The sequence below is a fragment of the Streptomyces sp. NPDC057136 genome (assembly GCF_042670885.1).
Taxonomy (GTDB): domain Bacteria; phylum Actinomycetota; class Actinomycetes; order Streptomycetales; family Streptomycetaceae; genus Streptomyces.
On record NZ_JBHUUV010000067.1, the window covers coordinates 1 to 26397 of the forward strand.

Sequence of the window (26397 nt, forward strand, 5' to 3'; positions counted from 1 at the left end):
GGTCCCGGATACCGGGACAGCCGCCGCAGCCGTGCGCTGTCGTTCCGCTGCCGTGCCGCGAACCTCAGGCTTAGCTGAAGGAGTCGCCGCAGGCGCAGGAACCCGAGGCGTTCGGGTTGTCGATCGTGAAGCCCTGCTTCTCGATCGTGTCGACGAAGTCGATGGAGGCGCCGCCCAGGTAGGGGGCGCTCATCCGGTCGGTCACGACCTTGACGCCGTCGAAGTCCTTCACGACGTCGCCGTCGAGCGAACGCTCGTCGAAGAAGAGCTGGTAGCGCAGGCCGGAACAGCCGCCGGGCTGAACGGCGACGCGCAGCGCCAGGTCCTCGCGGCCTTCCTGCTCCAGCAGGCCCTTGACCTTGGCTGCGGCGGCGTCGGACAGGAGGATGCCGTCGCTCACGGTGGTGGTCTCGTCCGATACGGACATCTGCTTCTCTCCCGGGTTGTACGGACTGCTTGCCGACGTTGCAACCGTCGGAGCCTCGGATTCATTCCGGGCCGGCGCTTGCCTGTTCCTTTTCATGCTCGCACACCGCACCGGCGGGGGGATGCGTCACATCGACGCTATCGGCATCGTCAAACTGACACGAAGCGGTTATGATAGATAACGTCAAATAGACGAAAAGGCAAGCCGCAGAAAAGAAAGGGTGCGTGACGTGACCACCGCCCAGCCCCTGGATGTACAGCCGACGCCCCTCGCACTGCTGCTGCTCGGCCGTGAGGCCGACCCGAAGAGCGAGCGCGGCGTCGAATGCCCCGGCGACCTCCCCTCCGCGTCCGACCCGGACCTGGTGGAGCGCGCCCGCGTCGCCAAGGAGAAGCTCGGGGACAAAGTCTTCGTCCTCGGCCACCACTACCAGCGCGACGAGGTCATCCAGTTCGCGGATGTCACCGGCGACTCCTTCAAGCTCGCCCGGGACGCGGCCGCGCGCCCCGAGGCCGAGTACATCGTCTTCTGCGGCGTGCACTTCATGGCCGAGTCCGCGGACATCCTGACCGGCGACGAGCAGAAGGTCGTGCTGCCCGACCTGGCGGCCGGCTGCTCGATGGCCGACATGGCCACCGCCGAGCAGGTCGCCGAGTGCTGGGACGTACTGACCGAGGCCGGCGTCGCCGAGCAGGTCGTGCCCGTCTCGTACATGAACTCCTCCGCCGACATCAAGGCCTTCACCGGCAAGCACGGCGGCACGATCTGTACCTCGTCGAACGCGAAGAGGGCCCTGGAGTGGGCCTTCGAGCAGGGCGAGAAGATTCTCTTCCTGCCGGACCAGCACCTGGGCCGGAACACGGCCGTACGGGACATGGGCATGACCCTGGAGGACTGCGTCCTCTACAACCCGCACAAGCCGAACGGCGGCCTGACCGCCGAGGAGTTCCGCAACGCGAAGATGATCCTGTGGCGCGGGCACTGCTCGGTGCACGGGCGTTTCTCGGTGGAGTCCGTCAACGACGTGCGGGAGCGCATTCCGGGCGTCAACGTGCTGGTGCACCCGGAGTGCAAGCACGAGGTCGTGGCCGCCGCGGACTACGTCGGCTCGACGGAGTACATCATCAAGGCACTGGAGGCGGCCCCGGCCGGCTCGAAGTGGGCCATCGGCACCGAGCTGAACCTGGTGCGGCGCCTTGCCAACCGCTTCGCGGCCGAGGACAAGGAGATCGTCTTCCTCGACAAGACGGTCTGCTTCTGCTCGACGATGAACCGGATCGATCTGCCGCATCTCGTGTGGACGCTGGAGTCGCTGGCCGAGGGCAATCTCGTCAACCGGATCGTGGTCGATCCCGAGACGGAGAAGTACGCGAAGCTGGCGCTGGAGCGGATGCTGGCGCTGCCGTAGGGGTGGCGGGGGTGTAGGCGGCTGTCGGGGGCGCCTGGCGCCTGCGGCGGGCTTGTCCCCTACCCGCCCCTTCCCGAAACCGGGGGTGAGCCCCCCGGGCCCCCTTCATGTCCTCAATCGCCGGACGGGCTTGAGTGGGCCCGGACGGGCTTGAGTGGGCCCGGACCGGCTTGGTGTGGCGGACGGGCTTGAGTGGGCCCGGACGGGCTTGAGTGTGACGGACGGGCTTGATGTGCCCGTATGAAGGCCCCGTCACCGTTCTTACGGTGCCGGGGCCTTCATGTATGTGTGACAGAGGCGTCAGGCCTTTGCGGGCTCCGGTTCGTCCGAGGTGGTCTCCTCGGACGGGCTCGGAGCCGGGATGCCGGCCTTCTTCTCGCGCTTGGCAGCCTTCTTCTTCGCGCGGCGCTCCTTGCGGAGCTCGACCATCGCGTACAGCGTCGGCACGAGCAGCAGGGTCAGCAGCGTGGACGTGATCAGACCGCCGATCACCACGACGGCGAGCGGCTGCGAGATGAACCCGCCGTCGCCGGTGACGCCCAGCGCCATCGGGAGCAGCGCGAAGATCGTCGCCAGCGCCGTCATCAGGATCGGACGGAGCCGGTGGCGGCCTCCCTCGACGACCGCCTCGACGACGCCCAGGCCCTGGGCCCGGTACTGGTTGATCAGGTCGATCAGCACGATCGCGTTGGTCACCACGATGCCGATCAGCATCAGCATGCCGATCATCGCCGGGATACCCATCGGGGTGCCGGTGGCGACGAGCAGGCCGATCGCGCCGGTCGCCGCGAACGGGATGGAGACCAGCAGGATCAGCGGCTGGATCAGCGAGCGGAACGTCGCGACCAGGAGCATGAAGACGATCGCGATGGCCGCCAGCATGGCGAGACCGAGGTTGAGGAACGCCTCGTTCTGGTCCTCGGAGACCCCGCCGATGGTGGCGGTGGCGCCCGCCGGAAGGTCCAGCGCGTCGATCTTCTTCAGCAGCGCGGCGCTCACCTCACCTGTGTTGTCACTGGTGGGCTTGGCCGTGACGGTCGCAGAGCGCTGACCGTCGATCCGGGTCTTGGAGACCGGTCCGGGGACCAGCTCGACGTCGGCGATCTGGCTGAGCGTGACCGCTCCGAGCCGGACGTCCTTCAGTTCGGCCATGGTGGCGGCCGGGTGGGACGAGGTGACGACGACATCGCGCTCGGTGTCGTCGAGGATCGCCTTGCCGGAAGGGGTGCCGCGCACGGCGCCCGCCACGGCCGCGCCGAGGGTGGCGTCGCTGAACCCGGCCGCGGCGGCCTTGTCGTTGGCCTTCACCGAGATACGCGGGACGCTCTGCGACAGGTCGCTCTGGACGTCGGTGACGTCCTTGAGCCCGGCGACGGCGGTGCGTACCACTTCGGACGCCTTCTTCAGGACGTCCCCGTCGGCGGCCTTGACCACGACGCTCAGGTCCTGACTGCCGAAGCCGTCGCCCGCGGCGATGGTGGTGTCACCGATCCCGTCGAGCTTGCCGAGGGCCTCGTCGATCCGCTCCTGGGTGGCGTCGAAGGCGGCCGAGTCCTTCAGGGTCACCTGGTACGAGGCCTGGTTGGCTCCCGTACCGCCGCCGAAGGCCGCCATGAAGCCGGACGAGCCGACCGTGACCTGGTAGTCCTCGACGTTCTTCTCGTCGGCGAGTACCTTCTCGACCTTCCGCGCCGCCTCGTCGGCCGCCGCCAGGCTGGTGCCCGCGGTGAGCTCCTGCTTGATGGAGAGGACTTCCTGCTCGCCCTGGTCGAAGAAGTTCGTCTTCAGCAGCGGGACCATGCCGAAGGTGCCGAACAGCACGGCGACGGCGAGGACGATGCTGGTGATCCGGCGCCGGGTCGCGAAACGCAGCACCGGGACGTAGAGCCGCTGGAGCCTGCTGCTCGCTTCCTTCTCCTCCGCCTTGCGGCGGGCCTCCGCCGGATTCTCCGCGGCGCCCTTGGGGGCGCGCAGGAACCAGTAGGACAGGACGGGGACCACGGTCAGCGAGACCAGCAGGGAGGCCAGCAGCGCCGCCGTGACGGTCAGGGAGAACGAGCCGAACAGCTGGCCGACCATGCCGCCGACCAGACCGATCGGCAGGAACACGGCGACCGTGGTGAGCGTCGACGAGGTGACCGCTCCGGCCACCTCCTTGACCGCGGTGATGATCGCCGAGTGGCGCTCCTCGCCGTAGCCGAGGTGCCGCTTGATGTTCTCCAGGACCACGATCGAGTCGTCGACGACCCGGCCGATGGCGATGGTGAGCGCGCCGAGCGTGAGCATGTTCAGCGACAGGTCGCGGGTCCACAGCACGATCAGCGCGAGGACCACCGAGAGCGGGATGGATACCGCGGTGACCAGGGTCGAGCGCAGCGACGCCAGGAAGACCAGGATCACGATGACCGCGAAGAGCAGGCCGAGCGCGCCCTCGGTGGTCAGACCGGAGATCGCTTTGGAGACGGCGGGGCCCTGGTCGGAGACGACGGTCAGTTCGGCGCCCGTGCCGAGGTCCTTGCGCAGGTCGGGGAGCTTGTCGCGGACGGCGTCCGAGATGGCGACGGCGCTGCCGTCCTTGTCCATCGTCGCCATGACGGCGAGGCTCGGCTTGCCGTTCGTACGGGTGATGGCGACCGCGGTGGACGGCTCCTCCTTCACCGTGGCGACGTCACCGACGCGGACCGGCTTGCCGGGCTTGCCCGTCGCCGGGTTCTGCGCGGAGACCGTCAGGTCCTCGATCTGCTTCAGGGAGGTGTAGCCACCGCCGACCTGGATCGTGCGGCTCTTGCCCGCCTCGGAGAACGAGCCGCCCGGGACGGTGGCGCCGCCCGACTGGAGGGCCTGGGACAGCGAGCCGGCGTTCAGACCGGCCGCGGCGAGCTTCTTGTCGTCGGGGGTGACGGAGATCTGGAGGTCCTGGACACCGTCGACCGTCACCTGGCCGACACCGTCGATGTCCTCCAGGGCGGGGACGACCGTGCGGTCCAGCTGGTCGGCGAGCGCCTGCTGGTCCTTGTCTGAGGTGACGGCGAGGACGACGGCCGGGATGTCGTCCGTCGAGCCGGCGATGACCTGCGGGTCGACGTCGTCGGGGAGCTGGATGCGGGCGCGGTTCACGGCCTGCTGGATGTCGGCGACGAGCTGCTTGGTGTCTTGGTCACCGAAGTCGAAGGTCGCCATGATGACGGCGTTGCCCTCGGCGGCGGTCGAGGTGATGCCCTCGACGCCGTCGACGGCCTTGATGGAGTTCTCGAGCGGTTCGACGACCTGCTTCTCGACCACATCGGGGGACGCACCCTGATAGGGGGCAAGCACCGACACCATCGGGAACTCGATGGTGGGCAGCAGTTGCTGCTTGAGCTGCGGGATCGCGATCGCTCCGAATACCAGAGCGACGATCGAGATCAGCCCGATCAGGGCCCGTTGCGCGAGGCTGAATCTGGACAGCCAGGACATGGGTGGGTCTCTCTTCTGTGGCGTACGCGGCAGATGGGCGGGCGATCAAGGGGGACACACCTCACCCGCTTATACGATCGCCGCTCCTCGTGGCCGAATCGTCGGCCCCGGGGTTGCTTTCTTATTCCGCGCATACCGCAGGTGGAGTACACCGCATCTCCACCCCCTGCCCCGGACCGCTACTCGACCCTGGGACGCACCAGGCCCGATTCGTACGCGGTTACCACCAGTTGCGCCCGGTCCCGGGCTCCGAGCTTCGCCATCGCCCGGTTCACATGGGTCTTGACGGTGAGTGGGCTGACCGTGAGCCGCTCGGCGATCTCGTCGTTGGAGTGACCGCCCGCGACCAGGACCAGCACCTCGCGTTCGCGCACGGTGAGTGCGGCGAGCCGTTCGGAGTACGCGGCGGCGTCCGGCCCCTCGCCCCAGCTCCCGCCCTGGGCGAGGAAGGTGGCGATGAGCCCCTTGGTCGCGGCCGGGGAGAGCAGCGCTTCGCCGCCTGCCGCGATACGGATGGCATTGAGCAGTTCGTCCGGTTCGGCGCCCTTGCCCAGGAAGCCCGACGCACCGGCGCGCAGGGACTGCACCACGTACTCGTCGACCTCGAAGGTGGTGAGCATGACGATCCGGACATCCGCCAGATCCGGGTCGGCGCTGATCATGCGGGTCGCGGCGAGCCCGTCGGTGCCGGGCATCCGGATGTCCATCAGCACCACATCGGCGCGCGTCGAGCGGGCCAGCGCCACGGCCTCGGCGCCGTCCGCGGCCTCTCCCACGACGTGCATATCGGGCTCCGAGTCGACCAGCACCCGGAAGGCGCTGCGCAGCAGCGCCTGGTCGTCGGCGAGCAGCACCTTGATCGGATTCACGCCTGTCCCCCCGTTCCGCCCGAAGTGCCGGACGTCGCCTGCTCACCCGTGCGGGCCTTGACCGGCAGGATCGCATGGACGCGGAATCCGCCGCCGTAGCGGGGGGCCGCGGTGAGGGTGCCGCCGAAGGCGGTGACGCGTTCGCGCATGCCGATGAGTCCGTGGCCGCCGCCGTCGCCCTCCCCGGCTGCTCCTTCGGCCCGGCCGCTGCCGTTGTCGAGCACCGTGATCTCGACGGTGGCCCCGACCCGTACGACACTCACCTCGGCCTTCGCGTCCGCCCCGGCGTGCTTGCGCACATTCGTCAGCGCCTCCTGGATGACCCGGTACGCGGCCAGGTCGACGGCTGCGGGCAGCGGGGTCTTCCGGTCGGTGCAGGCCACCTCGACGGGGAGTCCGGCATTGCGGAAGGTATTCACCAGCTCGCCGAGTACGGCAAGCCCGGGGGCCGGTTCGGTGGGCGCCTCCGGGTCGCCGGACTGGCGGAGCAGACCGACGGTGGCACGGAGTTCGTTGAGCGCGGAGCGGCTGGCGTCCCGGACGTGGGCGAGCGCCTCCTTCGCCTGGTCCGGGCGCTTGTCCATGACGTGGGCTGCGACGCCTGCCTGGACGTTGACGAGCGCGATGTGGTGGGCGACGACGTCGTGCAGGTCCCGGGCGATCCGCAGCCGCTCCTCGGCGACCCTGCGGCGCGCCTCCTCCTCACGGGTGCGCTCGGCTCGTTCGGCCCGTTCCCTGATCGCGTCGACGAACGCCCGCCTGCTGCGTACGGCGTCCCCCGCGGCGCCCGCCATTCCGGTCCACGCGAAGACGCCGAGATTCTCCTGGCTGTACCAGGGGGCCGAGCCGAAGAACATCGCCGCCACGGTCAGTACCGCCATGGTCAGCAGGCCGACCCGCCAGGTGGTGGGGCGGTCGGTGCGGGAGGCCACCGTGTAGAGCGCGATCACGGCGCTCATCACCACGGGGGCGGGCGGGTCCATCACCACGAACTCGGCGGTGGACAGTGCCCCGGTGGCGGCGAGCACCGCCATCGGGCTCCGCCGCCGCAGGACGAGCGCCCCGGCGCCGAGCACCATCAGGAGCACGCTGAGCGGTTCGGGGGTGCGGGTGCCGAAGGAGGGCCCGTTCGCCCCGTGGTTCGGGTCGGCGAACGACGCGCAGATCATGCAGACGAGCACCGCCAGGGCGAGCCCCGCGTCGAAGGCGAGGGGATGGCCGCGCAGCCAGCGATGGGCACGTACGAACCCGGTTCCGAGGGTGGTCACGTCGAGCTACGGTACGGCGTGTCGCGCGCCGTGTTGTCCCGTACGTGTGCGGCTTCCGGTACAGCACCGTGCCCCGCGGCCGGCGGACCGGGCGGGGCACAGCAGGCGGGTGCTGGAGCGGGTGGCACGTCAGCCGGGGATCAGGCCCTCGTCGCCGAGCATGTCGCGCACCTCTTCGAGGGTCGCGTCGGACGACGGCAGGATCAGTTCGGACGGCTCCAGGGAGTCGTCCGGCAGAGGTGAACCGAGCTCTCGCACCTTGTCCAGAAGTGCCTGGAGGGTGGAGCGGAAACCTGCGCCGTCGCCGCTCTCCATCTCTGCGAGCAGCTCGTCGTCGAGCTTGTTGAGCTCGGCGACGTGACTGTCGGCCAGCGTGAGCTGACCCTCCCCCATGATCCGTACGATCATGACGTTGCCCTTACTGCTTGTCGAACTTGTGCGGACTCTGCTGCGACTGCGGTGCGGCGTCCTGCGTGCCGCCTTCGATGGCCTGCTGCTGTGCGGAGGAGCCGCCGGCCAGTTCGGCCTTCATGCGCTGCAGCTCCAGCTCCACATCGGTACCACCGGAGATCCGGTCCAGCTCGGCAGCGATGTCGTCCTTCGCCGTCCCGGTCGGGTCGTCCAGGGCGCCGGAGGCGAGCAGCTCGTCGATGGCTCCGGCTCGCGCCTGGAGCTGCTGGGTCTTGTCCTCGGCCCGCTGGATCGCCAGGCCGACGTCGCCCATCTCCTCGGAGATGCCCGAGAACGCCTCGCCGATCCGGGTCTGCGCCTGGGCCGCCGTGTACGTCGCCTTGATGGTCTCCTTCTTGGTACGGAAGGCATCGACCTTGGCCTGGAGCCGCTGGGCCGCGAGAGTGAGCTTCTCCTCCTCGCCCTGCAGCGTCTGGTGCTGCGTCTCCAGGTCCGTGACCTGCTGCTGGAGGGCTGCGCGGCGGGACAGCGCCTCGCGGGCCAGATCCTCGCGGCCGAGCGCGAGTGCCTTGCGGCCCTGGTCCTCCAGCTTGGACGACTGGCCCTGCAGCTGGTTCAGCTGCAATTCCAGCCGTTTGCGCGAGGTCGCCACATCGGCGACACCGCGGCGCACCTTCTGAAGCAGCTCCAGCTGCTTCTGGTACGAGTAATCGAGGGTCTCGCGCGGATCCTCGGCCCGGTCAAGGGCCTTGTTTGCCTTCGCGCGGAAGATCATTCCCATACGCTTCATGACACCGCTCATGGGCTTCGCGCGCCCCCTTCTGACGGACTGAGCTCCAGCACTCCAACAGAACCCACAGTACGGGCCCTGTCTCTATTACCGCACTGTCGGAGCACGGATGTGCTCCTCCGCAAGGACGACTGCCCCCGGTGACCGCTCCCGCGCAGGGAGTAGGTGACGGTCAGGGAAACACGCGGCATCGTCCGTTCTGCCCCTGTCGGGATGCCTTTAAGGACGCGGGCCGTTGCCGGATCGTTCCCGCCCGGTCCGTTCTCCTCACGGTCGACCCCGTACCCTTGGGTTTTGTGTTCCGTAGCCGTTCTTCCAAGGACGAGAAGGCCCCCACCGGCAAGGTGACGGCGGACCTCTCCAAGCAGCCCCGCGACCCCGAGTCACCGAAGGGTCGCCCCACCCCCAAGCGCAGCGAGGCCCAGACGCAGCGCCGTCGTGCCTCCAGCACGCCTACCGACCGCAAGGAGGCCACGAAGCGCCAGCGCGAAGCCAGGCGATCCGACCTGGCCAAACAGCGTGAGGCGCTCGCGACGGGCGACGAGCGTTATCTGCCGGCGCGCGACAAGGGGCCGGTCCGGCGCTTTGTCCGTGACTTCGTGGACTCTCGCTTCTGCATCGCCGAGTACTTCCTGCCGCTGGCAGTGATCATCCTGATCCTCAGCGTGATCCAGATCCAGAACATCCAGAACATCTCTCTGCTGCTCTGGCTCGGTGTGATCGTGCTGATCGTCGTCGACTCGATCGGTCTGGCGTTCCGGCTCAAGAAGCAGCTGCGGGAACGCTTCCCCGACACCCCGAAGCGCGGCGCCGTCGCGTACGGCCTGATGCGTACGCTCCAGATGCGCCGACTGCGGCTTCCCAAGCCGCAGGTCAAGCGCGGAGAGCGGCCCTGAGCACGGCCTCCGGCTTCACGGGGGCCGCTCCGGCGTGGATGAAGAGCCTGGGCGGACTGCGTAACGTGGTCCGCCAGGAGCTCGTTGCCCGGCAGCTGGACGAGCAGATAGCCGCGCGCTTCCCGGTGGGGCAGCGGCTGCGGGTGCTCGATGTCGGCATGGGGCAGGGCACCCAGGCCCTGCGCCTGGCCCGGGCCGGTCACTCGGTGACCGGCCTGGAGTCCGACGGCACGATGCTGACGGCCGCCCGGCAGGCGCTCGCGGGGGAACCCGAGGGCATCCGGGAGCGGGTCCGGCTGATCGAGGGCGACGGCCAGGACACGGGTGTGCACTTCCTGCCCGGAAGCTTCGACCTGGTGCTCTGCCACGGCGTGCTGATGTATGTCCAGGAGCCCGATCCGATGCTGGCGGGCCTGGCCCGGATGCTGGCCTCCGGCGGGCTCCTTTCGCTGCTCGTACGGAACGCGGACGCGCTGGCCATGCGGCCCGGGACCGCCGGGGACTTCGGCGCGGCACTGGCCGCGTTCGACACCGACACGTACACCAACCGGCTCGGCGTCACGGTGCGGGCCGACCGGCTCGACGCCCTGACCGCCACGCTCGCCGGAATCGCCGCGCCGCTGCACGCCTGGTACGGGGTGCGGGTCTTCTGCGACAACGTGAGCAACGAGGCGGAGCTGCCTGCCCCGCCGGAGCTCGCACGGCTGCTGGACGCCGAGGACCGGGCGGGGCGGACCGATCCGTACCGCCGGGTGGCGGCGCTGCTGCATCTCTGCGGCGTACGCGGCTGACCCGGCCGACGCGCCCGGAACGGCCTCCGGGGCGGCGGCGCCCGGCCGGCGCCGTACGCCCGGTCGGCGTATCAGCGCAGGCCCACGCGCGGGGCCGCTGGTGATACTCCGGACATGCATGCACCCCTCTCTCGCAGTCGACTGCTGCTGCCTCTGACCGCCGGCGTCTGTGCGATCGCCCTGGTGGGCGGCTGTTCCGCCCCGGACTCCGGGTCCGCAGCTCCCGAAGCCACCCGGTCGGACTCCGCGCGGCAGGGCCCCGTGTCCCGGGCCACCAATGAGCTGCAGAGCGACTACCAGGAAGTCATCAAGAACGTCCTGCCGTCCGTCGTGCAGATCGACACCTCCAACGGCCTGGGCTCCGGCATCGTCTACGACGCCAAGGGCCATATCGTCACCAACGCCCATGTGGTCGGCGACGAGAAGACCTTCAAGGTCACCGTCGCCACCGGCGAGAAGGTGCTCGGCGCCTCCCTGGTCGTCTCGTATCCGGAACAGGACCTCGCCGTCCTCAAGCTCGACGAGGCGCCCGACGGGCTGAAGGCCGCGAAGTTCGGCGACTCGGACAAGGTCGCGGTGGGGCAGATCGTGATGGCGATGGGCTCGCCGCTCGGCCTGTCCAGCAGCGTCACCCAGGGCATCGTCTCGGCTCTCGGCCGGACCGTCACCGAGAGAGGCGCGGGCGGCGGCACCGGGGTGACCATCGCCAACATGGTGCAGACCTCGGCGGCGATCAACCCGGGCAACAGCGGCGGCGCGCTCGTGAACCTCGACAGCGAGGTGATCGGCATCCCGACCCTGGCGGCGACGGACCCGCAGCTGGGTGGCAGTACCGCGCCGGGTATCGGATTCGCGATTCCCGTCTCGATGGTGAGGACGATCGCCGACCAGATCATCAAGGACGGCAAGGTCACCCACTCCGGCCGGGCGGCCCTGAACATCACCGGACGCACGGTCGTCGACGACGACTACCAGCCGGTCGGGGTGGCACTGGTCAGCGTGGCCGGGGGCGGCGCCGCCGACAAGGCGGGGCTGCGGGTCGGAGACATCATCACGAAGATCGGCGACGCCGAGGTCACGACGATCACCTCGCTGTCGGAGGCCCTGGCGGACCACGAGCCGGGCCAGAAGATCACCGTGACGTACCTGCGCAGTGACGCGCAGAAGACGGCCGAGGTCACGCTGGGCGAGATCTAGGGCCTGCCGTTTGGATCAGGCCGGATCAGGGAGCGGGGTCCGGTGCGTGCAGCTGCAAGGCGGAGGGTTGAAGCAACGCGATGGGGTCTCCCCTGCTCAATGGGGTCTCCCCTGCTCGAACGAAGTTGAGAGCTTGGGGAAGAAGCCGAGTGCTTGCGGGAGCGCGTGCCGGACCCCGCGAGCCCGGCATGATCCGAACGAGAGGCCCCAGGACCTGTCGTCCCGGATGTTCCCTCGATCGCCGGACGGGCTCGTGCACGGGCCCGTCCGGCGGTCGGGTACGGGGACGGAGCGTCAGCCCTGGTCGGCCGAGAGGCTCATCGGGCCGTAGATCTTCGTCGCGTCCTCGAAGAGCGTGACCTGTTCCGCCCCGCCCTCCAGAAGCTCCTTCCAGAACTCACCGATCCAGGACTCCGCATCGCCCTGGGTCGTGAACTCGTCCGGCGTCAGCGCCGGCTCCGTCTCCGTACCGTCGGACTTCTCGAACCGCCACGTCCACGCCATGTCCGCCTCCTGGGTCACGTTGCTGCCCAGAGCCTAGTACCTCGCCCGGGCGCGCACGGGGTGCCTGGACGCGGGAGGATCAGCACGTGGAACTGACTCTGCTGGGCACCGGAGCCCCCGACGGGCTGCCGCGGCCCGAATGTCCCTGCGCCGCCTGCGCCTCGGCCCGCGGTGTGCGGGCGCGTGCCGCGACCGCACTCCTGGTCGACGACGCGCTGCTGCTCGACCTCACCCCGGGGGCCGTGTTCGCCGCCGCCCGCGCGGGGCATTCGCTCACCGCCGTACGGCAGGTGCTGCTGACCCATCCCCATGACGGGCCCGCCCTGGAACTGCCTGCCGGGCTGCCGCCGGCCGGCCGGGTGCCGGACGGCCAGGTGTTGACGCTGATCAGCGGCCACCGGGTGCGGGCGGTGCCGATGGACGCGCCGGGGACCGGTTACGAGGTGACGTCACCGGAGGGCGAGCGGTTGCTGTATCTGCCGCCCGGGGCCGCTCCCAGCGGTCTCGCCGACCGTGCGGCGGAGCCGTACGACATGGTGGTGGGCGATGTGACCGGGCGCCCCGACGCGGTGGCCCGGCTGCGGGCGGTCGAGGCGATCGGGCCGACCACCGAGGTGATCGCCGTCCATCTGGACCACGACGCTCCGCCCGGAGACGCCTTGGACCGGCGGCTCGCGGCGGCCGGAGCGCGGGCCGTGCCGGACGGGACGACGCTCGTGGTGGGCGAATACCACGCCGTACCCGATGTGCCGCGGCGCACGCTGGTGACCGGTGGAGCCCGGTCGGGGAAGTCGTTGGAGGCCGAGCAGCGGCTGGAGACCTTCCCCGAGGTGGTGTACGTGGCGACCGGCGGGCGCCGGGACGGGGACGTGGAGTGGGCTGCCCGGGTCGGATTGCACCGGGAGCGCAGGCCCGCCGCGTGGCGTACGGAGGAGACCTGCGAGGTGGCGGAGCTGCTGGCGGCGGACGGTCCCCCGCTGCTGATCGACTGCCTGTCGCTGTGGCTGACGGACGCGATGGACCGGGTGGGGGCCTGGGACGACGCGACATGGGCCGGAGGCGGCGAGGAGGCGTTGCGGGTGCGGGTCGCCGAGCTGGTGCGCGCGGTGCGCGGGACCCGGCGGACCGTGGTGGCGGTGACGAACGAGGTCGGTTCGGGGGTGGTCCCGGCGACGGCTGCCGGGCGGCGCTTCCGCGACGAGCTGGGGCGGTTGAACGCCGCGTTCGCCGCCGAGTGCGAGCACGTGCTGCTGGTGGTGGCGGGGCAGGCGCTGGTGCTGCGGGGGTGAGCTCGTGCTCCGGTTCCGGGGCAACTGACTGACGGGGCGTCAGAAATGTGCCGGGTACTGTTCCGTCCGGGAGCCCGCCGCCGGGTTCCCCGACATCACGTACCGACCCCGCGAGGCAGACCCCCGTGAATCTGGACGACTTCTCCGACCTGATCGAACGCCCCGACGGCGGCGTACGGCGCGACGCCGAGGAACGACGGGAGCGGCTGATCGTGCCGCCCGGGGCGCTCGGGCGCCTCGACGACCTGGGGGAATGGCTCTCGGCCGCCCAGCAGGCCGTACCGGTCAGGCCGGTCGACCAGCCGCGCGTGGTGATCTTCGCCGCGGACCACGGGGTGGCGGCACTGGATGTCTCCGGCCGCGCCGCGGGCACCGCGTACGAGCTCGTCCGGGACACGCTGGACGGTGCGAGCCCCGTCGCCGTACTGGCCCGCCGCTTCTCGGTCCCCGTACGGATCGTCGACGCCGGCCTGGACTGCGATCCGGAGCTGCTGCCCGAGTCCGTCGTACGGCACCGGGTGCGGCGTGGCAGCGGGCGCATCGACATCGAGGACGCGCTGACGGCCGAGGAGGCCGAGCAGGCCGTACGGCTGGGCATGGCGATCGCCGACGAGGAGGCCGACTCCGGCACGGATCTGGTGGTGCTCGGTGATCTGAGCGTCGGCGGCACCACGGCGGCCTCCGTCCTGATCGCGGCCCTGTGCGGCACGGACGCCTCGGTGGTCACCGGCCGTGGCGGCGCCGGGATCGACGACCTGGCGTGGATGCGCAAGTGCGCCGCGATCCGCGACGCACTGCGCCGGGCGCGGCCGGTGCTGGGCGACCAGCTGGAGCTGCTGGCCGCGGTCGGCGGCGCCGATCTGGCGGCGATGACGGGCTTCCTGCTGCAGAGCGCGGTCCGCCGGATGCCGGTGATTCTGGACGGTGTGGTCGGGGCGGCCTGCGCGCTGGTGGCGCAGCGGGCCGCGTTCCGGGCGCCGGACTGGTGGCTGGCGGGGCAGGCCAGCGGCGAGCCGGCGCAGGCCAAGGCGCTGGACCGGATGGCGCTCACGCCGCTGCTCGATCACGGGGTCACCGTGGGCGGGGGCAGCGGGGCGATCCTCGCACTTCCCCTGGTGCAGGCCGCTGCGGCGCTGGCGGCGGAACTGCCGGAGCGCGCAGCGGAGGAGGAGGAAGAGGCGGAGGCTGCCGAGGACACAGAGGCCGTCGAGGACGCCGAGGAGAAGGCCGACGAGAAGGCCGCGGACGCCTGACCCGTCCGGTGGTCAGGGTTTCCGGTCGGGGAGCGGGGCCCGGTCGGGGGTGCCGCCGATCAGGTCCTGGAACTTGCGGCGCGGACCGGCCCAGCGCACGTCGTGGTGGTAGGCGCGCAGCACCGCCCTGGACCTCGCCCGGTGCCTGTTCCCGTAGAACCGCTTCGCCCACGGCGAGGCCGGCCGGGCCAGCCTGACCGCGCCGACCAGGGCGACGAACGGAATCAGCGCACCGAGGACCGCCATGCGTACCTTGCCTTTGAAGAGGGCGATCAGCACGAAGGCGAAGTTGACGACGAGCGTCAGGATGATGCTCAGCCGGCCCTGCTGCTCGTCGTCGCTCAGTTCGTTGACGCCGAGCGGCGAGAAACCGGCCAGGAAGAGCCCCACGAGCGCGGCGGTGAGGACGACGACCTCCACGCTCTGCCGGCCCTGTTCGGTCCAGTACACGTCGTCCAGGTGCAGGATCAGCGCGAACTCGTCGAGCACGAGCCCGGCGCCCACACCGAAGACCACCGCCCAGATTCCGGCACCGACCCCCGCCCGGCCGCTGGCCACCGCACCGAAGCCGCCGAGCACGGTGAGCACCACGCCCGGCACCACGTGGTGAATGTGCACGCCGCCGGGCGTGACGTTGCGGAAGGGGCCCTTCCCGGCCCGGATCAGCCGCGTGATCAGGCGGGTGACGGCGAACGTCAGCACAAAAGCGCTCAGGGCCAGGAGCATCGGAAGCTTGCCCGGCTCGACGAAGTTCTGGTGAAACCAGTGACCCATGCCACCCACTCCCGATACGTCACCTTCAGAGCATTTAGGCGATTTGGCCAATCTATCCGTGACGGGCACCCGCTAGCCTGCGCGCGGTGACCTCCCTGAACAGCCACGGCATACGTTTCGCCTTCGGCACCCTCACCGCGCTCCCCGTCCGCGTCACCCGCTGGGACCGTGAGACCGCCCGCGCCGGCATGCTCGGCGCCCCGCTCGCCGGGCTCCTCGTGGGTCTGCTCGCGGCCGTGCCCGGCACCCTGTCGCTGCTGCTGGGATCGGGGCCCCTGCTCGCGGCGGTCGTCTCCGTCGCCGTACCGGCGGCCCTCACCCGGGGGCTGCATCTGGACGGCCTCGCGGACACCGCGGACGGCCTCGGCAGCGCGAAGCCCGCCGAGGAAGCACTGCGCATCATGAAGCAGTCGGACATTGGTCCGTTCGGCGTCATCACGCTGCTCTTCGTCCTGCTGGCGCAGGTCGCCGTCCTCTTCGAGCTGTACGGACAGGGCTGGGCGCAGGGCGCCGCGGGGACGGTCGTGGCCGCCGTCGCCGCCCGGCTGGCGCTCACCCTGGCGTCCCGTCAGGGCATCCCGCCGGCCCGGCCCGAGGGCCTGGGAGCGGCGGTGGCGGGCACGGTCCCCTTCGGCGGCGCGGCGATCGTGACGGTCCTGGCCGTCGCGGCCTGTGCGGGCACGGGCGCCCTGCTGGGTGGTTACGGTGCCGTGCACCACGCCGTGGCCGTGGTGGTCGCGCTGGGCGTCGCCCATCTGCTGCTGCGGCACTGCGTGCGGCGCTTCGGCGGGGTGACGGGGGATGTGTTCGGCGCGCTGGAGGAGACGGCCGCGACGGCCGCCCTGGTGGTGCTGGCGTTCTAGGGCGCGGCGGGACAGGCCCTAGGCCCAGCAGGTCCTGCGCCAGGGGCCGAGTGCGTACTCCTTGCGCAGGGAACTCAGCTTCAGCCGCCGCGATTCGGCGCAGTACCGGGCCGGCTCCAGCTCGTACTCCGCGTGGAAGACCGCCTTGCCCGCCTCGATGAACGGGGTGACGGCGTCGCACTCCTCGTACTGGGCGCACTGCTCGTTGACCGCGAAGTCGAAGTCCGGCTCCAGCTCCGGGATCTGGTCCAGGTCGTTCTTCAGGCCGACGGCCAGACCGTGTGCGTGGGCGAGGCGGGCGATCAGCCGGTTGTAGCGCAGCTGGTCGTCCGCGGTGAGAGGGAAGCCGGACGTGTTGAGGTAGGCGTCCATGTTGTCCGGCTCCACCGCGTCGAAGCCCTTCTTCGCGCACATCGCGATCCGCGCGTCCATCAGCGGCTCCAGGACACCGGTGCTGCGGATGTCCAGCCAGCGCTCGCCCTTCCAGCCGTTGCCCTTGCCGAGCACCGATGCGGGGAACTTCCCGGCGTCCGGGCGGAACTCCTCCCAGGCGCCGGTGGAGAGGTAGCAGATGACCTTGCGGTCCCGGCGGTGCAGTTCCGCCACCTGCGCCGCACCGTTCTCGAAGCCGTCGATGTCGTAGACCGGCGCATCCACCGAGGGGTCCAGCCGGCCGGAGAGCTGCCACTGCCAGTCGACGCCGGGCTCCGGGCGCCAATAGGTGCCCGGGGTCGGCTCGGGGGCCGGGCCGGGGGCCGGTGGCCCCGAGGTGCAGGCGGTGAGCAGAACCAACAGAATCGGTACAGCGGCGGACAGCGATGCCCACGGCCCCGTACCGCGAACCCGACCCTGCCACCGCATCGTTCTCTCCCGGACTCGCCCCGCACCGGCAACGACCCTACTGGCGCGGTCCCTTCCCGCCGGACCCGGCCACTCGGCAGGCTGCCGTACATCCGGGCGGGTCGGGGACGGCCCGCCGCTGTGAGGCAACAGGAAAGGCGCGCGTAGGCTCATTCCCGGCACATTGCGGCGCCGTCTACGATGCGCCGGGCACGGTCGGCCCACCCCTCGACCGAAACAGAACTCAACGGAAGCGAGATTTCACCACCGTGACTGCTCTCACTCTCAGCACTGCCGGTGCGGCGACGCTGCGCGCCGACGCACTCGTCGTCGGCGTCGCCAAGGGCGCTGGATCCAAGTCTGGGGACCTGGTCCTCGCACCGGGCGCCGAGGCCGTGGACAAGGCGTTCGACGGAAAGCTCGCCACCGTCCTGGAGACCTTGGGTGCCTCCGGTGCCGAGGGCGAGGTGACCAAGCTCCCCGCGCCGTCCGGCCTCAAGGCCCCGGTCGTCATCGCGGTCGGGCTCGGCACGGTCCCGGACAAGGACGACGCGTACGACCCCGAGACGCTGCGCCGGGCCGCGGGCTGCGCCGCCCGCGCACTGTCCGGTTCGAAGAAGGCCGGCTTCGCGCTGCCCGTCGAGTCCGCCGAGGACGCCGGTGCCGTCGCCGAGGGCGCGCTCCTGGGCGCGTACGCCTTCACCGCCTACCAGGGCGGCGAGAACTCGCTCGCCCCCAAGGGCGCCAAGAACAACGGCCCGAAGCTGCCGCTCGCCGAGGTGGCCCTGCTCGGCACCAAGCCGCGCGACAAGGCGTTCAAGGCCGCCGCCGAGCGCGCCACCGCGCTCGTCGAGGAGATCAACCGCGCCCGCGACCTGATCAACACCCCGCCGAACGACCTGTACCCCGAGTCCTTCGCCGCCGTGGCCACCGCCGCGGGCAAGGAGCACGGCATCAAGGTGCAGGTCCTCGACGAGAAGGCGCTCGTGAAGGGCGGCTTCGGTGGTCTGCTGGGCGTCGGCCAGGGCTCGGCCCACGGCCCCCGTCTGGTGAAGCTCGCCTACACGCACCCCAAGGCGGAGAAGACCCTGGCCCTTGTGGGCAAGGGCATCACCTACGACTCGGGCGGCATCTCGCTCAAGCCGGCCGGCCACAACGAGACGATGAAGTGCGACATGAGCGGCGCCGCCGCCGTGTTCGCGGCCGTCGTCGCCGCCGCCCGTCTCGGCCTCCGGGTCAACGTCACCGGCTGGCTCGCGCTCGCCGAGAACATGCCGTCCGGCAACGCCACCCGCCCCGGTGACGTGCTGCGCATGTACAGCGGCAAGACCGTCGAGGTCCTCAACACGGACGCCGAGGGCCGTCTCGTCCTCGCCGACGCACTGACCCGTGCCTCCGAGGAGAACCCGGACGCGATCGTCGACGTCGCCACGCTGACCGGCGCCATGGTGCTCGCCCTGGGCAACCGCACCTTCGGCATCATGGCGAACGACGACGCCTTCCGTACCTCCATCCACGAGATCGCCGAGGAGGTCGGCGAGGCTTCCTGGCCGATGCCGCTCCCCGCCGACCTGCGCAAGGGCATGGAGTCCCCGACCGCCGACATCGCCAACATGGGCGAGCGGATGGGCGGCGGCCTGGTGGCCGGTCTGTTCCTCCAGGAGTTCGTGGGCGAGGGCATCGCCTGGGCGCACCTGGACATCGCCGGCCCCGCCTTCCACGAGGGCGCGCCCTACGGCTACACGCCCAAGGGCGGCACCGGATCCGCGGTCCGCACCCTGGTCGCACTGGCGGAGCACACCGCCGCCGGCGACCTCGGCTGAGCGGGTCCTCCGTGCCTCGGCCCCGGGCATACGTCCGGGGCCGTACGCGTTCACGTCAAGTGGGCCGGGTAGGCCCGTAACGCTTACCCTCGTACGGTTTCGCCCGCAACGAAATCCGCCCACCCGTCTCCCACCACCACCCTTCCAAGGCCGCGCTGCGCGCCTTTACCCACTTTTTGTACGCAGCAGTAACCCCCGGAGCCGGCTGATCATCCGGCTCCGACCCGGGCCCCGCGTCCCGCCCGCCGTCAACAAGTGCGAAGATGGGTTCTCGGCAGGACAGGGCCCCCACCACAGGGCCGAACAACAAAGCGGCCGAACACCAGCCGACCGGCCGGTCACACCCCAGCGACGGGGCCCGGCGTACGGCGCACATGCATGGAGGACGTGACGTGGCGAACGACGCCAGCACCGTTTTCGACCTAGTGATCCTCGGCGGTGGTAGCGGCGGGTACGCCGCGGCCCTGCGCGGAGCGCAGCTGGGTCTGGAAGTCGCCCTGATCGAGAAGGGCAAGGTCGGCGGCACCTGCCTGCACAACGGCTGCATTCCCACGAAGGCGCTGCTGCACGCCGGCGAGATCGCCGACCAGGCCCGCGAGGCCGGTCAGTTCGGCGTGAAGGCCACCTTCGAGGGCATCGACATCGAGGCCGTCCACAAGTACAAGGACGAGGTGATCTCGGGCCTGTACAAGGGTCTGCAGGGACTCATCGCCTCGCGCAAGGTGCACTACATCGAGGGCGAGGGGCGGCTCTCCTCCCCCACCTCCGTGGACGTGAACGGCGAGCGCATCACCGGCCGGCACGTGCTGCTGGCGACCGGCTCCGTGCCGAAGTCGCTGCCGGGCCTGGAGATCGACGGCAACCGCGTCATCTCCTCGGACCACGCACTGAAGCTGGACCGCGTACCGAAGTCCGCGATCATCCTGGGCGGCGGCGTGATCGGCGTCGAGTTCGCCTCGGCGTGGAAGTCCTTCGGCACCGACGTCACCATCATCGAGGGTCTGAAGCACCTGGTCCCGGTCGAGGACGAGAACAGCTCGAAGATTCTCGAGCGCGCGTTCCGCAAGCGCGGCATCAAGTTCAACCTCGGTACCTTCTTCGACAAGACCGAGTACACGCAGGACGGCGTCCGCGTGACCCTCGCCGACGGCAAGACCTTCGAGGCCGAGGTGCTTCTGGTCGCCATCGGCCGCGGTCCGGTCTCGCAGGGCCTGGGCTACGAGGAGGCCGGCGTCGCGATGGACCGCGGTTACGTCCTCGTCGACGAGTACATGCGGACCAACGTCCCGACCGTCTCGGCCGTGGGCGACCTGGCCCCGACCCTCCAGCTCGCGCACGTCGGCTTCGCCGAGGGCATCCTGGTGGCGGAGCGGCTGGCCGGTCTCAAGACCGTGCCGATCGACTACGACGGTGTGCCGAAGGTGACGTACTGCCACCCCGAGGTCGCCTCCGTCGGTATCACCGAGGCCAAGGCCAAGGAGATCTACGGTGCGGACAAGGTCGTCGCCCTCAAGTACAACCTCGCGGGCAACGGCAAGAGCAAGATCCTGAAGACCGCGGGCGAGATCAAGCTCGTCCAGGTCAAGGACGGTGCCGTGGTCGGCGTCCACATGGTCGGTGACCGTATGGGCGAGCAGGTCGGCGAAGCACAGCTGATCTACAACTGGGAGGCGCTGCCCGCCGAGGTCGCGCAGCTCATCCACGCCCACCCGACGCAGAGCGAGGCGCTCGGCGAGGCTCACCTGGCCCTGGCCGGCAAGCCCCTCCACTCCCACGACTGACCAGTCGAACGGGCGCGACGACCGACACTTCCGCACTTCCCCAAGCTCTCGACTCCGCTCGAGCAGGGGAGACCCCATCGTTAGGAGCAACTGAAACCATGTCGGTTTCCGTAACCCTTCCGGCCCTCGGCGAGAGCGTCACCGAGGGCACTGTCACCCGCTGGCTGAAGGCCGAGGGCGAGCGCGTCGAGGCCGACGAGCCGTTGCTCGAGGTCTCGACCGACAAGGTCGACACCGAGATCCCGGCGCCCGCCTCCGGCATCCTCGCCTCCATCAAGGTCGCCGAGGACGAGACCGTCGAGGTCGGCGCCGAGCTGGCCATCATCGACGACGGTTCGGGCGCGCCCGCCGCCGCTCCGGCCGCCGAGGCCCCCGCGGCCGAGGCTGCAGCACCGGCCGCCGCCCCGGCTCCGGCCGCCGAAGCGCCCGCGGCTCCGGCCCCGGCCGCCCAGGCTCCGGCAGCCGCCCCGGCCGCTGCCGCCTCCGGCACCGACGTCACCCTCCCGGCGCTCGGCGAGAGCGTCACCGAGGGCACCGTCACCCGCTGGCTGAAGCAGGTCGGCGAAGAGGTCACGGAGGACGAGCCCCTGCTCGAGGTCTCCACGGACAAGGTCGACACCGAGATCCCGGCCCCGGTTTCCGGTGTGCTTCTGGAGATCGTCGTCGCCGAGGACGAGACCGCCGAGGTCGGCGCGAAGCTCGCCGTCATCGGTGCCGCAGGCGCCGCTCCGGCGGCTGCCCCGGCCCCCGCCGCCCCGGCTCCGGCCGCTGCCCCGGCTCCGGCCGCTGCTCCGGCTCCGGCCGCTCCGGCGCCCGCCGCCGCTGCTCCGGCCCCCGCCGCCCCGGCGGCCGCCCCGGCTCCGGCTCCCGCTCCGGTGGCGCCCGCCGCCCCGGTCGCGGCTCCGGCTCCGGTCGCCGCCGCTCCGGCACCCGTCACCCCGGCACCGGCCGCCCAGGCCGCGCCTTCCGGTGACGACGGCGCGTACGTCACGCCGCTGGTCCGCAAGCTCGCCGCCGAGAACGGTGTCGACCTGGGCGCGGTCAAGGGCACCGGCGTCGGTGGCCGTATCCGCAAGCAGGACGTCGTCGCTGCCGCGGAGGCCGCCAAGGCCGCCGCTGCCGCTCCGGCTCCGGCCGCCGCTGCTCCGGCCGCCAAGGCGCCGGCGCTCGAGGCGTCCCCGCTGCGCGGTCAGACGGTCAAGATGACCCGCATGCGCAAGGTCATCGGCGACAACATGATGAAGGCGCTGCACTCGCAGGCCCAGCTGACCTCGGTGCTCGAGGTCGACATCACGAAGCTGATGAAGCTGCGCAACCAGGCGAAGGCCTCCTTCGCCGCCCGTGAGGGCGTCAAGCTGTCCCCGATGCCGTTCTTCGTGAAGGCGGCAGCCCAGGCGCTGAAGGCCCACCCGGTCGTCAACGCCCGGATCAACGAGGACGAAGGCACCATCACGTACTTCGACTCGGAGAACATCGGCATTGCCGTGGACGCCGAGAAGGGCCTGATGACCCCGGTCATCAAGGGTGCGGGCGACCTGAACATCGCCGGTATCGCGAAGAAGACCGCCGAGCTGGCCGGCAAGGCCCGCGGTGGCGGCCTGACGCCGGACGACATGTCCGGTGCCACCTTCACGATCAGCAACACCGGTTCGCGCGGTGCGCTGTTCGACACCGTCATCGTGCCCCCGAACCAGGCAGCCATCCTGGGTATCGGTGCCACGGTCCGTCGTCCGGTGGTCATCAACCACCCGGACCTCGGCGAGACGATCGCGGTGCGCGACATGACGTACCTCTCGCTCTCCTACGACCACCGTCTGGTGGACGGCGCGGACGCCGCCCGCTACCTGACAACGGTCAAGGCGATCCTGGAAGCCGGTGAGTTCGAGGTCGAGCTCGGCCTCTGAGCGACGCACCTGTAACCAGCCTCACCAGCGGCGCCCCCGTCCGGAACACTTCCGGGCGGGGGCGCCGCCGTATTGTCTAGACACCAGCGGTCGCCCAGGTGGCCGTGCTGGTGCAGGCAGCGCCGGATTGCTCAGAAGGAGCCCCTCATGACCCCGCCCGTCGTCCACTCGCTGCGCGAACAGATCCGCGAGCACATCGTGGACGGGATCGTCAGCGGGCGCTGGAAGCCGGGCGAGCGGATCGTGGAGCGCCGCATCGCGACCGAGCTGGAGGTGAGCCAGACCCCCGTACGGGAGGCGCTGCGCGAGCTGGAGACCCTCCGCCTGATCGAGTCGGCGCCCAACAAGGGCGTACGGGTGCGGAATCTGACCGCGGCCGATCTGGAGGAGAGCTATCCCGTACGGGCCGGTCTGGAGCAGATCGCGGCGGAGCTGGCTGCCCCGGGCCTCGGCGAGGACTGCTCGGCGCTCACACCCCACGTAGCGGCCCTGTACGAGGCGGACCGGCTGGCCGACGGGGAGGCTCAGGTGCGGCACACCGTGGCCTTCCACCGGGAGATGGTGCGGGCCGCAGGGAACGCCGTACTGCTGCACACCTGGGAGGGGCTGGGCATCGAGGTGTTCACGGCCCTGTCGATCCGCTGGCTCGGCACGGTCCAGAAGTCGTACGCGGAGGAGCACGAGGCGCTCATCGAGGCGTTCCTGCGGAAGGACCCGCAGATCGGCGTGCTGGTCAAGGCACACGTGCTGGGCTGCGCGCCCCGCGCGTGACCTACCTGCCCATCTGTAGCACCCGGCGCTCGACTGCACAGCCGAGCGCCCTTTTCATCCCTTTTGCGGCGTCACTGCGTGCCCTGTTCCGAGGCACCGAATGCCACTTTCTTCATATCGAGAGATTTTCCCCTTCTACCCTTTGATCGATCATCGATCAGCGACTTACAGTTCACTCCGCGGGCCCACCGGCCCCATCGCCCTGTCCTGCCAGTCAGGGCCTTCTCCACCCCCCTCCTCCCCGGAAGGCGGCGATCATGACCGACCCCGTAGGAAAGCTTCCGAGCGAGCTCGACCAGCTCCCGGACCGTGACCCCGAGGAGACCGCCGAATGGGCGGCCTCCCTCGATGCCGTCACCAAGGCCGCCGGCCCGCACCGGGCCGCGTACCTCATGCGGCGCTCGCTCCAGCACGCCGAGGGTGCCGGTCTCGCGCTGCCCAAGCTGCTGGAGACCGATTACGTCAACTCCATCCCGACCGCCGCGGAGCCCGCCTTCGACGGTGACCTGGAGATGGAGTCCCGCATCACCGCATGGAACCGCTGGAACGCGGCAGCCATGGTGACCCGTGGCGCCCGCTTCGGCGTCGGCGGCCACATCGCCACCTTCGCCTCGGCCGCCTGGCTGTACGAGACCGGCTTCAACCACTTCTTCCGCGGCAAGGAGGGGGACGGCTCCGGCGACCAGCTCTACATCCAGGGCCACGCCTCCCCCGGCATCTACGCCCGCGCCTTCCTCGACGGCCGGCTCAGCGAGCAGCAGCTAGACAAATTCCGCCAGGAGGCGGGCGGCGAGGGTCTGCCCTCCTACCCGCACCCGCGGCGGCTGCCCTGGCTGTGGGAGTTCCCCACCGTGTCGATGGGCCTCGGCCCGCTCTCGGCCATCTACCAGGCGCGCTTCAACCGCTATCTGGCCAACCGCAACATCAAGGACACGTCGAACTCGCACGTCTGGGCCTTCCTGGGCGACGGCGAGATGGACGAGCCCGAGTCGACCGCAGCCCTCGCCCTCGCGGCCCGTGAGCAGCTCGACAACCTGACCTTCGTCATCAACTGCAACCTGCAGCGTCTCGACGGCCCGGTCCGCGCCAACTTCCGCGTGGTCCAGGAGCTGGAGGGCGCGTTCCGCGGTGCCGGCTGGAACGTCATCAAGACGCTCTGGGGCTCCGCATGGGACGAGCTGTTCCAGCTCGACACCCAGGGCGCGCTGGTGCGCCGGCTCCGGGAGGTCCCGGACGCGCAGTTCCAGACGTACGCCACTCGCGATGTCGCGTACATCCGCGAGCACTTCTTCGGCGCCGAGCCCGCGCTCGCCGAGCTGGCCAAGCTGCTCACCGACGCGAAGATCGCCGAGTGTTTCTACACCTCGCGCGGCGGCCACGAGGCCCGCAAGGTCTACGCGGCGTACCGGGCGGCCGTCGAGCACAAGGGCGCGCCGACCGTGATCCTCGCGCAGACGGTGAAGGGCTACACGCTCGGCAAGGGCTTCGAGTCCAAGAACGCCAATCACCAGATGAAGAAGCTGTCGACCGACGAGTTCAAGGACATGCGCGAACTCCTCGGTCTGCCGATCCCGGACAGCGCCTTCGCCGACGGCCTGGTGCCGTACGGCCACCCGGGCGCGGACTCCCCCGAGGTCCGCTACCTCCAGGAGCGCCGTGCCGCGCTCGGCGGCCCCGCACCGGCCCGCCGGGTGCACGCGGTGGCGCTGCCCGAGCCGGAGGAGCGCGCGTTCAAGGCCCTGTACAAGGGGTCCGGCAAGCAGGAGATGGCCACCACCATGGCGTTCGTACGCCTGGCCAAGGATCTGATGCGGGACAAGGAGACCGGCAAGCGCTGGGTGCCGATCGTCCCGGACGAGGCGCGCACCTTCGGCATGGAGTCGCTGTTCCCCTCGGCCGGTATCTACTCGCCGCTCGGCCAGACGTACGAGCCGGTCGACCGCGACCAGTTGATGTACTACAAGGAAGCCAAGGACGGCCAGATCCTCAACGAGGGGATCACCGAGGCCGGCGCCATGGCCGACTTCATCGCCGCGTCGACGTCGTACGCGACGCACGGCGAGACGATGATCCCGTTCTACATCTTCTACTCGATGTTCGGCTGGCAGCGGACCGGCGACCAGATGTGGCAGCTCGCCGACCAGCTCGGCAAGGGCTTCATCGTCGGCGCCACGGCCGGCCGGACGACGCTGACCGGTGAGGGCCTCCAGCACGCGGACGGCCACTCGCACCTGATCGCGTCCACGAACCCGGCGTCGCTCAACTACGACCCGGCGTTCGCGTACGAGGTCGCGGTGATCGTCAAGGACGGTCTGCGCCGGATGTACGGCCCCGAGGCCGAGAACGTCTTCTACTACCTGACGGTCTACAACGAGCCGAAGCGGCAGCCCGCGATGCCGGAAGGCGTCGAGGAGGGCATCGTCAAGGGCCTGTACCGCTTCAAGGCGGGCACGCCCGCGAGCGCGGACGCGCCGCGGCTCCAGCTGCTGGCCTCCGGTACGGCGATCCACTGGGCCCTGGAGGCGCAGGAACTGCTTGCCGCGGACTGGGGTGTCACGGCCGACGTCTGGTCCGCGACCTCTTGGGGCGAGTTGCGGCGCGAGGCGCTGCTGGCCGACGAGGCGATACTCCACGGCGAGCAGCGGGTGCCGTATGTGACCCAGGCGCTGTCCGGTGCGCCGGGCCCTGTGCTGGCCGTCAGCGACTGGATGCGTGCGGTTCCGGACCAGATCAGCCAGTGGGTGGAGCAGGACTGGTCCTCGCTCGGCACGGACGGCTTCGGTCTCTCCGACACGCGTGAGGCGGCCCGCCGCCACTTCGGGGTCGACGCGCAGTCGGTTGCGGTCGCGGCGCTGGCGCAGTTGGCGCGGCGTGGCGAGGTACCGGCGTCGGCGGTGAAGGAGGCCCGGGAGCGGTACGGTCTCTGACCTGCCGTTTTGCCCTCAATAGCCGGGCTGGCTTGATTTTCGGGCCTGCCCGGCGGTGGGGTGTGCTCCGCCGGTCCGGTGGACGTCTTTGCCCTCAATCGCCGGGCGGGCTTGATTTTCGAGCCCGCCCGGCGATTGAGGGCATCGTTCACACC

General features: G+C 70.4%; 21 protein-coding genes. 12 read left to right on the forward strand and 9 right to left on the reverse strand.

Features of this window, described 5'->3' with window-relative positions:
- Positions 1-70 precede the first annotated feature (70 nt).
- On the reverse strand, positions 71-427 hold the full coding sequence (locus tag ACFT7S_RS37410; protein ID WP_007451212.1) for an iron-sulfur cluster assembly accessory protein: 357 nt from the start codon (positions 425-427) through the stop codon (positions 71-73).
- A 220-nt stretch (positions 428-647) separates the two neighbouring features.
- Between ACFT7S_RS37410 and nadA the strand changes: the two genes are divergently transcribed.
- The gene (nadA, locus tag ACFT7S_RS37415; protein WP_382740631.1) at positions 648-1835 is read left to right on the forward strand and encodes a quinolinate synthase NadA; all 1188 of its coding nucleotides are present in this window, start codon (positions 648-650) and stop codon (positions 1833-1835) included.
- A gap of 300 nt (positions 1836-2135) precedes the next feature.
- On the opposite strand, the gene ACFT7S_RS37420 is transcribed toward nadA, so the two are convergent.
- The 5 genes from ACFT7S_RS37420 to ACFT7S_RS37440 all read right to left on the reverse strand — a co-directional run bounded on the left by ACFT7S_RS37420 (position 2136) and on the right by ACFT7S_RS37440 (position 8629).
- A complete protein-coding gene (locus ACFT7S_RS37420; RefSeq protein WP_382740634.1) occupies positions 2136-5291 on the reverse strand; it encodes an efflux RND transporter permease subunit in 3156 nt (1051 codons plus the stop codon).
- A 179-nt stretch (positions 5292-5470) separates the two neighbouring features.
- Positions 5471-6160: a response regulator gene (locus ACFT7S_RS37425; RefSeq protein ID WP_382740637.1), complete on the reverse strand. Its 690-nt coding sequence runs from the start codon at positions 6158-6160 to the stop codon at positions 5471-5473.
- The gene (locus ACFT7S_RS37430; RefSeq protein WP_382740640.1) at positions 6157-7428 is read right to left on the reverse strand and encodes a sensor histidine kinase; all 1272 of its coding nucleotides are present in this window, start codon (positions 7426-7428) and stop codon (positions 6157-6159) included. Before ACFT7S_RS37430 ends, ACFT7S_RS37425 begins: the two co-directional genes overlap by 4 nt.
- 129 nt (positions 7429-7557) lie before the next feature.
- Positions 7558-7836 carry a hypothetical protein gene (locus ACFT7S_RS37435; RefSeq protein ID WP_382740643.1) on the reverse strand — a complete coding sequence of 93 codons (279 nt, stop codon included), beginning with the start codon at positions 7834-7836 and terminating at the stop codon, positions 7558-7560.
- 10 nt (positions 7837-7846) lie between these two features.
- The gene (locus tag ACFT7S_RS37440; protein WP_382740646.1) at positions 7847-8629 is read right to left on the reverse strand and encodes a PspA/IM30 family protein; all 783 of its coding nucleotides are present in this window, start codon (positions 8627-8629) and stop codon (positions 7847-7849) included.
- 296 nt (positions 8630-8925) lie between these two features.
- Here ACFT7S_RS37440 and ACFT7S_RS37445 point away from each other — a divergent pair, with 296 nt between their 5' ends.
- The 3 genes from ACFT7S_RS37445 to ACFT7S_RS37455 all read left to right on the forward strand — a co-directional run bounded on the left by ACFT7S_RS37445 (position 8926) and on the right by ACFT7S_RS37455 (position 11513).
- Positions 8926-9525, forward strand: coding sequence for a DUF3043 domain-containing protein (locus tag ACFT7S_RS37445; RefSeq protein ID WP_382740648.1), 600 nt, complete (start codon positions 8926-8928; stop codon positions 9523-9525).
- Positions 9526-9563: 38 nt separating this feature from the next.
- On the forward strand, positions 9564-10316 hold the full coding sequence (locus ACFT7S_RS37450; RefSeq protein WP_382740651.1) for a class I SAM-dependent methyltransferase: 753 nt from the start codon (positions 9564-9566) through the stop codon (positions 10314-10316).
- 114 nt (positions 10317-10430) lie between these two features.
- On the forward strand, positions 10431-11513 hold the full coding sequence (locus ACFT7S_RS37455; RefSeq protein ID WP_382740654.1) for a S1C family serine protease: 1083 nt from the start codon (positions 10431-10433) through the stop codon (positions 11511-11513).
- 294 nt (positions 11514-11807) lie between these two features.
- Here ACFT7S_RS37455 and ACFT7S_RS37460 read toward each other — a convergent pair whose 3' ends face one another.
- On the reverse strand, positions 11808-12017 hold the full coding sequence (locus ACFT7S_RS37460) for a hypothetical protein (protein ID WP_382740657.1): 210 nt from the start codon (positions 12015-12017) through the stop codon (positions 11808-11810).
- An 86-nt stretch (positions 12018-12103) separates the two neighbouring features.
- Between ACFT7S_RS37460 and ACFT7S_RS37465 the strand changes: the two genes are divergently transcribed.
- On the forward strand, positions 12104-13306 hold the full coding sequence (locus ACFT7S_RS37465) for a bifunctional adenosylcobinamide kinase/adenosylcobinamide-phosphate guanylyltransferase (RefSeq protein WP_382740660.1): 1203 nt from the start codon (positions 12104-12106) through the stop codon (positions 13304-13306).
- A gap of 125 nt (positions 13307-13431) precedes the next feature.
- Complete coding sequence (cobT, locus tag ACFT7S_RS37470; RefSeq protein WP_382740663.1) at positions 13432-14559, forward strand: nicotinate-nucleotide--dimethylbenzimidazole phosphoribosyltransferase; 1128 nt, start codon at positions 13432-13434, stop codon at positions 14557-14559.
- Between the two features lie 12 nt (positions 14560-14571).
- On the opposite strand, the gene ACFT7S_RS37475 is transcribed toward cobT, so the two are convergent.
- Positions 14572-15333, reverse strand: coding sequence for a hypothetical protein (locus tag ACFT7S_RS37475; protein WP_382740666.1), 762 nt, complete (start codon positions 15331-15333; stop codon positions 14572-14574).
- Between the two features lie 86 nt (positions 15334-15419).
- Here ACFT7S_RS37475 and cobS point away from each other — a divergent pair, with 86 nt between their 5' ends.
- Positions 15420-16196, forward strand: coding sequence for an adenosylcobinamide-GDP ribazoletransferase (cobS, locus tag ACFT7S_RS37480; RefSeq protein ID WP_382740669.1), 777 nt, complete (start codon positions 15420-15422; stop codon positions 16194-16196).
- An 18-nt stretch (positions 16197-16214) separates the two neighbouring features.
- Here cobS and ACFT7S_RS37485 read toward each other — a convergent pair whose 3' ends face one another.
- Entirely contained in the window at positions 16215-17057 is an 843-nt protein-coding gene (locus ACFT7S_RS37485; protein ID WP_382740672.1) for an endo alpha-1,4 polygalactosaminidase, read from the reverse strand.
- Between the two features lie 248 nt (positions 17058-17305).
- Here ACFT7S_RS37485 and ACFT7S_RS37490 point away from each other — a divergent pair, with 248 nt between their 5' ends.
- From ACFT7S_RS37490 to aceE, 5 genes are all read left to right on the forward strand, one after another.
- Entirely contained in the window at positions 17306-18859 is a 1554-nt protein-coding gene (locus tag ACFT7S_RS37490; protein WP_382740674.1) for a leucyl aminopeptidase, read from the forward strand.
- A 392-nt stretch (positions 18860-19251) separates the two neighbouring features.
- Entirely contained in the window at positions 19252-20640 is a 1389-nt protein-coding gene (gene lpdA / locus ACFT7S_RS37495) for a dihydrolipoyl dehydrogenase (protein ID WP_382740677.1), read from the forward strand.
- A gap of 98 nt (positions 20641-20738) precedes the next feature.
- Positions 20739-22544, forward strand: coding sequence for a 2-oxoglutarate dehydrogenase, E2 component, dihydrolipoamide succinyltransferase (sucB, locus tag ACFT7S_RS37500; RefSeq protein WP_382740680.1), 1806 nt, complete (start codon positions 20739-20741; stop codon positions 22542-22544).
- 147 nt (positions 22545-22691) lie between these two features.
- Complete coding sequence (locus tag ACFT7S_RS37505) at positions 22692-23315, forward strand: GntR family transcriptional regulator (protein ID WP_382740683.1); 624 nt, start codon at positions 22692-22694, stop codon at positions 23313-23315.
- A 257-nt stretch (positions 23316-23572) separates the two neighbouring features.
- Entirely contained in the window at positions 23573-26242 is a 2670-nt protein-coding gene (aceE, locus tag ACFT7S_RS37510) for a pyruvate dehydrogenase (acetyl-transferring), homodimeric type (protein WP_382740686.1), read from the forward strand.
- The last annotated feature ends 155 nt before the right edge of the window (positions 26243-26397 follow it).

What these genes read in the sequence shown, in the direction of transcription:
- ACFT7S_RS37410 (WP_007451212.1), bottom strand. Translation starts at nt 427, where the DNA reads ATGTCCGTATCGGACGAGACCACCACCGTGAGCGACGGCATCCTCCTG.
- ACFT7S_RS37475 (WP_382740666.1), bottom strand. Translation starts at nt 15,333, where the DNA reads ATGGGTCACTGGTTTCACCAGAACTTCGTCGAGCCGGGCAAGCTTCCG.
- ACFT7S_RS37505 (WP_382740683.1), top strand. Translation starts at nt 22,692, where the DNA reads ATGACCCCGCCCGTCGTCCACTCGCTGCGCGAACAGATCCGCGAGCAC.
- ACFT7S_RS37435 (WP_382740643.1), bottom strand. Translation starts at nt 7,836, where the DNA reads ATGATCGTACGGATCATGGGGGAGGGTCAGCTCACGCTGGCCGACAGT.
- ACFT7S_RS37440 (WP_382740646.1), bottom strand. Translation starts at nt 8,629, where the DNA reads ATGAAGCGTATGGGAATGATCTTCCGCGCGAAGGCAAACAAGGCCCTT.
- ACFT7S_RS37450 (WP_382740651.1), top strand. Translation starts at nt 9,564, where the DNA reads ATGAAGAGCCTGGGCGGACTGCGTAACGTGGTCCGCCAGGAGCTCGTT.
- sucB (WP_382740680.1), top strand. Translation starts at nt 20,739, where the DNA reads ATGTCGGTTTCCGTAACCCTTCCGGCCCTCGGCGAGAGCGTCACCGAG.
- ACFT7S_RS37420 (WP_382740634.1), bottom strand. Translation starts at nt 5,291, where the DNA reads ATGTCCTGGCTGTCCAGATTCAGCCTCGCGCAACGGGCCCTGATCGGG.
- ACFT7S_RS37460 (WP_382740657.1), bottom strand. Translation starts at nt 12,017, where the DNA reads ATGGCGTGGACGTGGCGGTTCGAGAAGTCCGACGGTACGGAGACGGAG.
- aceE (WP_382740686.1), top strand. Translation starts at nt 23,573, where the DNA reads ATGACCGACCCCGTAGGAAAGCTTCCGAGCGAGCTCGACCAGCTCCCG.
- ACFT7S_RS37485 (WP_382740672.1), bottom strand. Translation starts at nt 17,057, where the DNA reads ATGCGGTGGCAGGGTCGGGTTCGCGGTACGGGGCCGTGGGCATCGCTG.
- ACFT7S_RS37455 (WP_382740654.1), top strand. Translation starts at nt 10,431, where the DNA reads ATGCATGCACCCCTCTCTCGCAGTCGACTGCTGCTGCCTCTGACCGCC.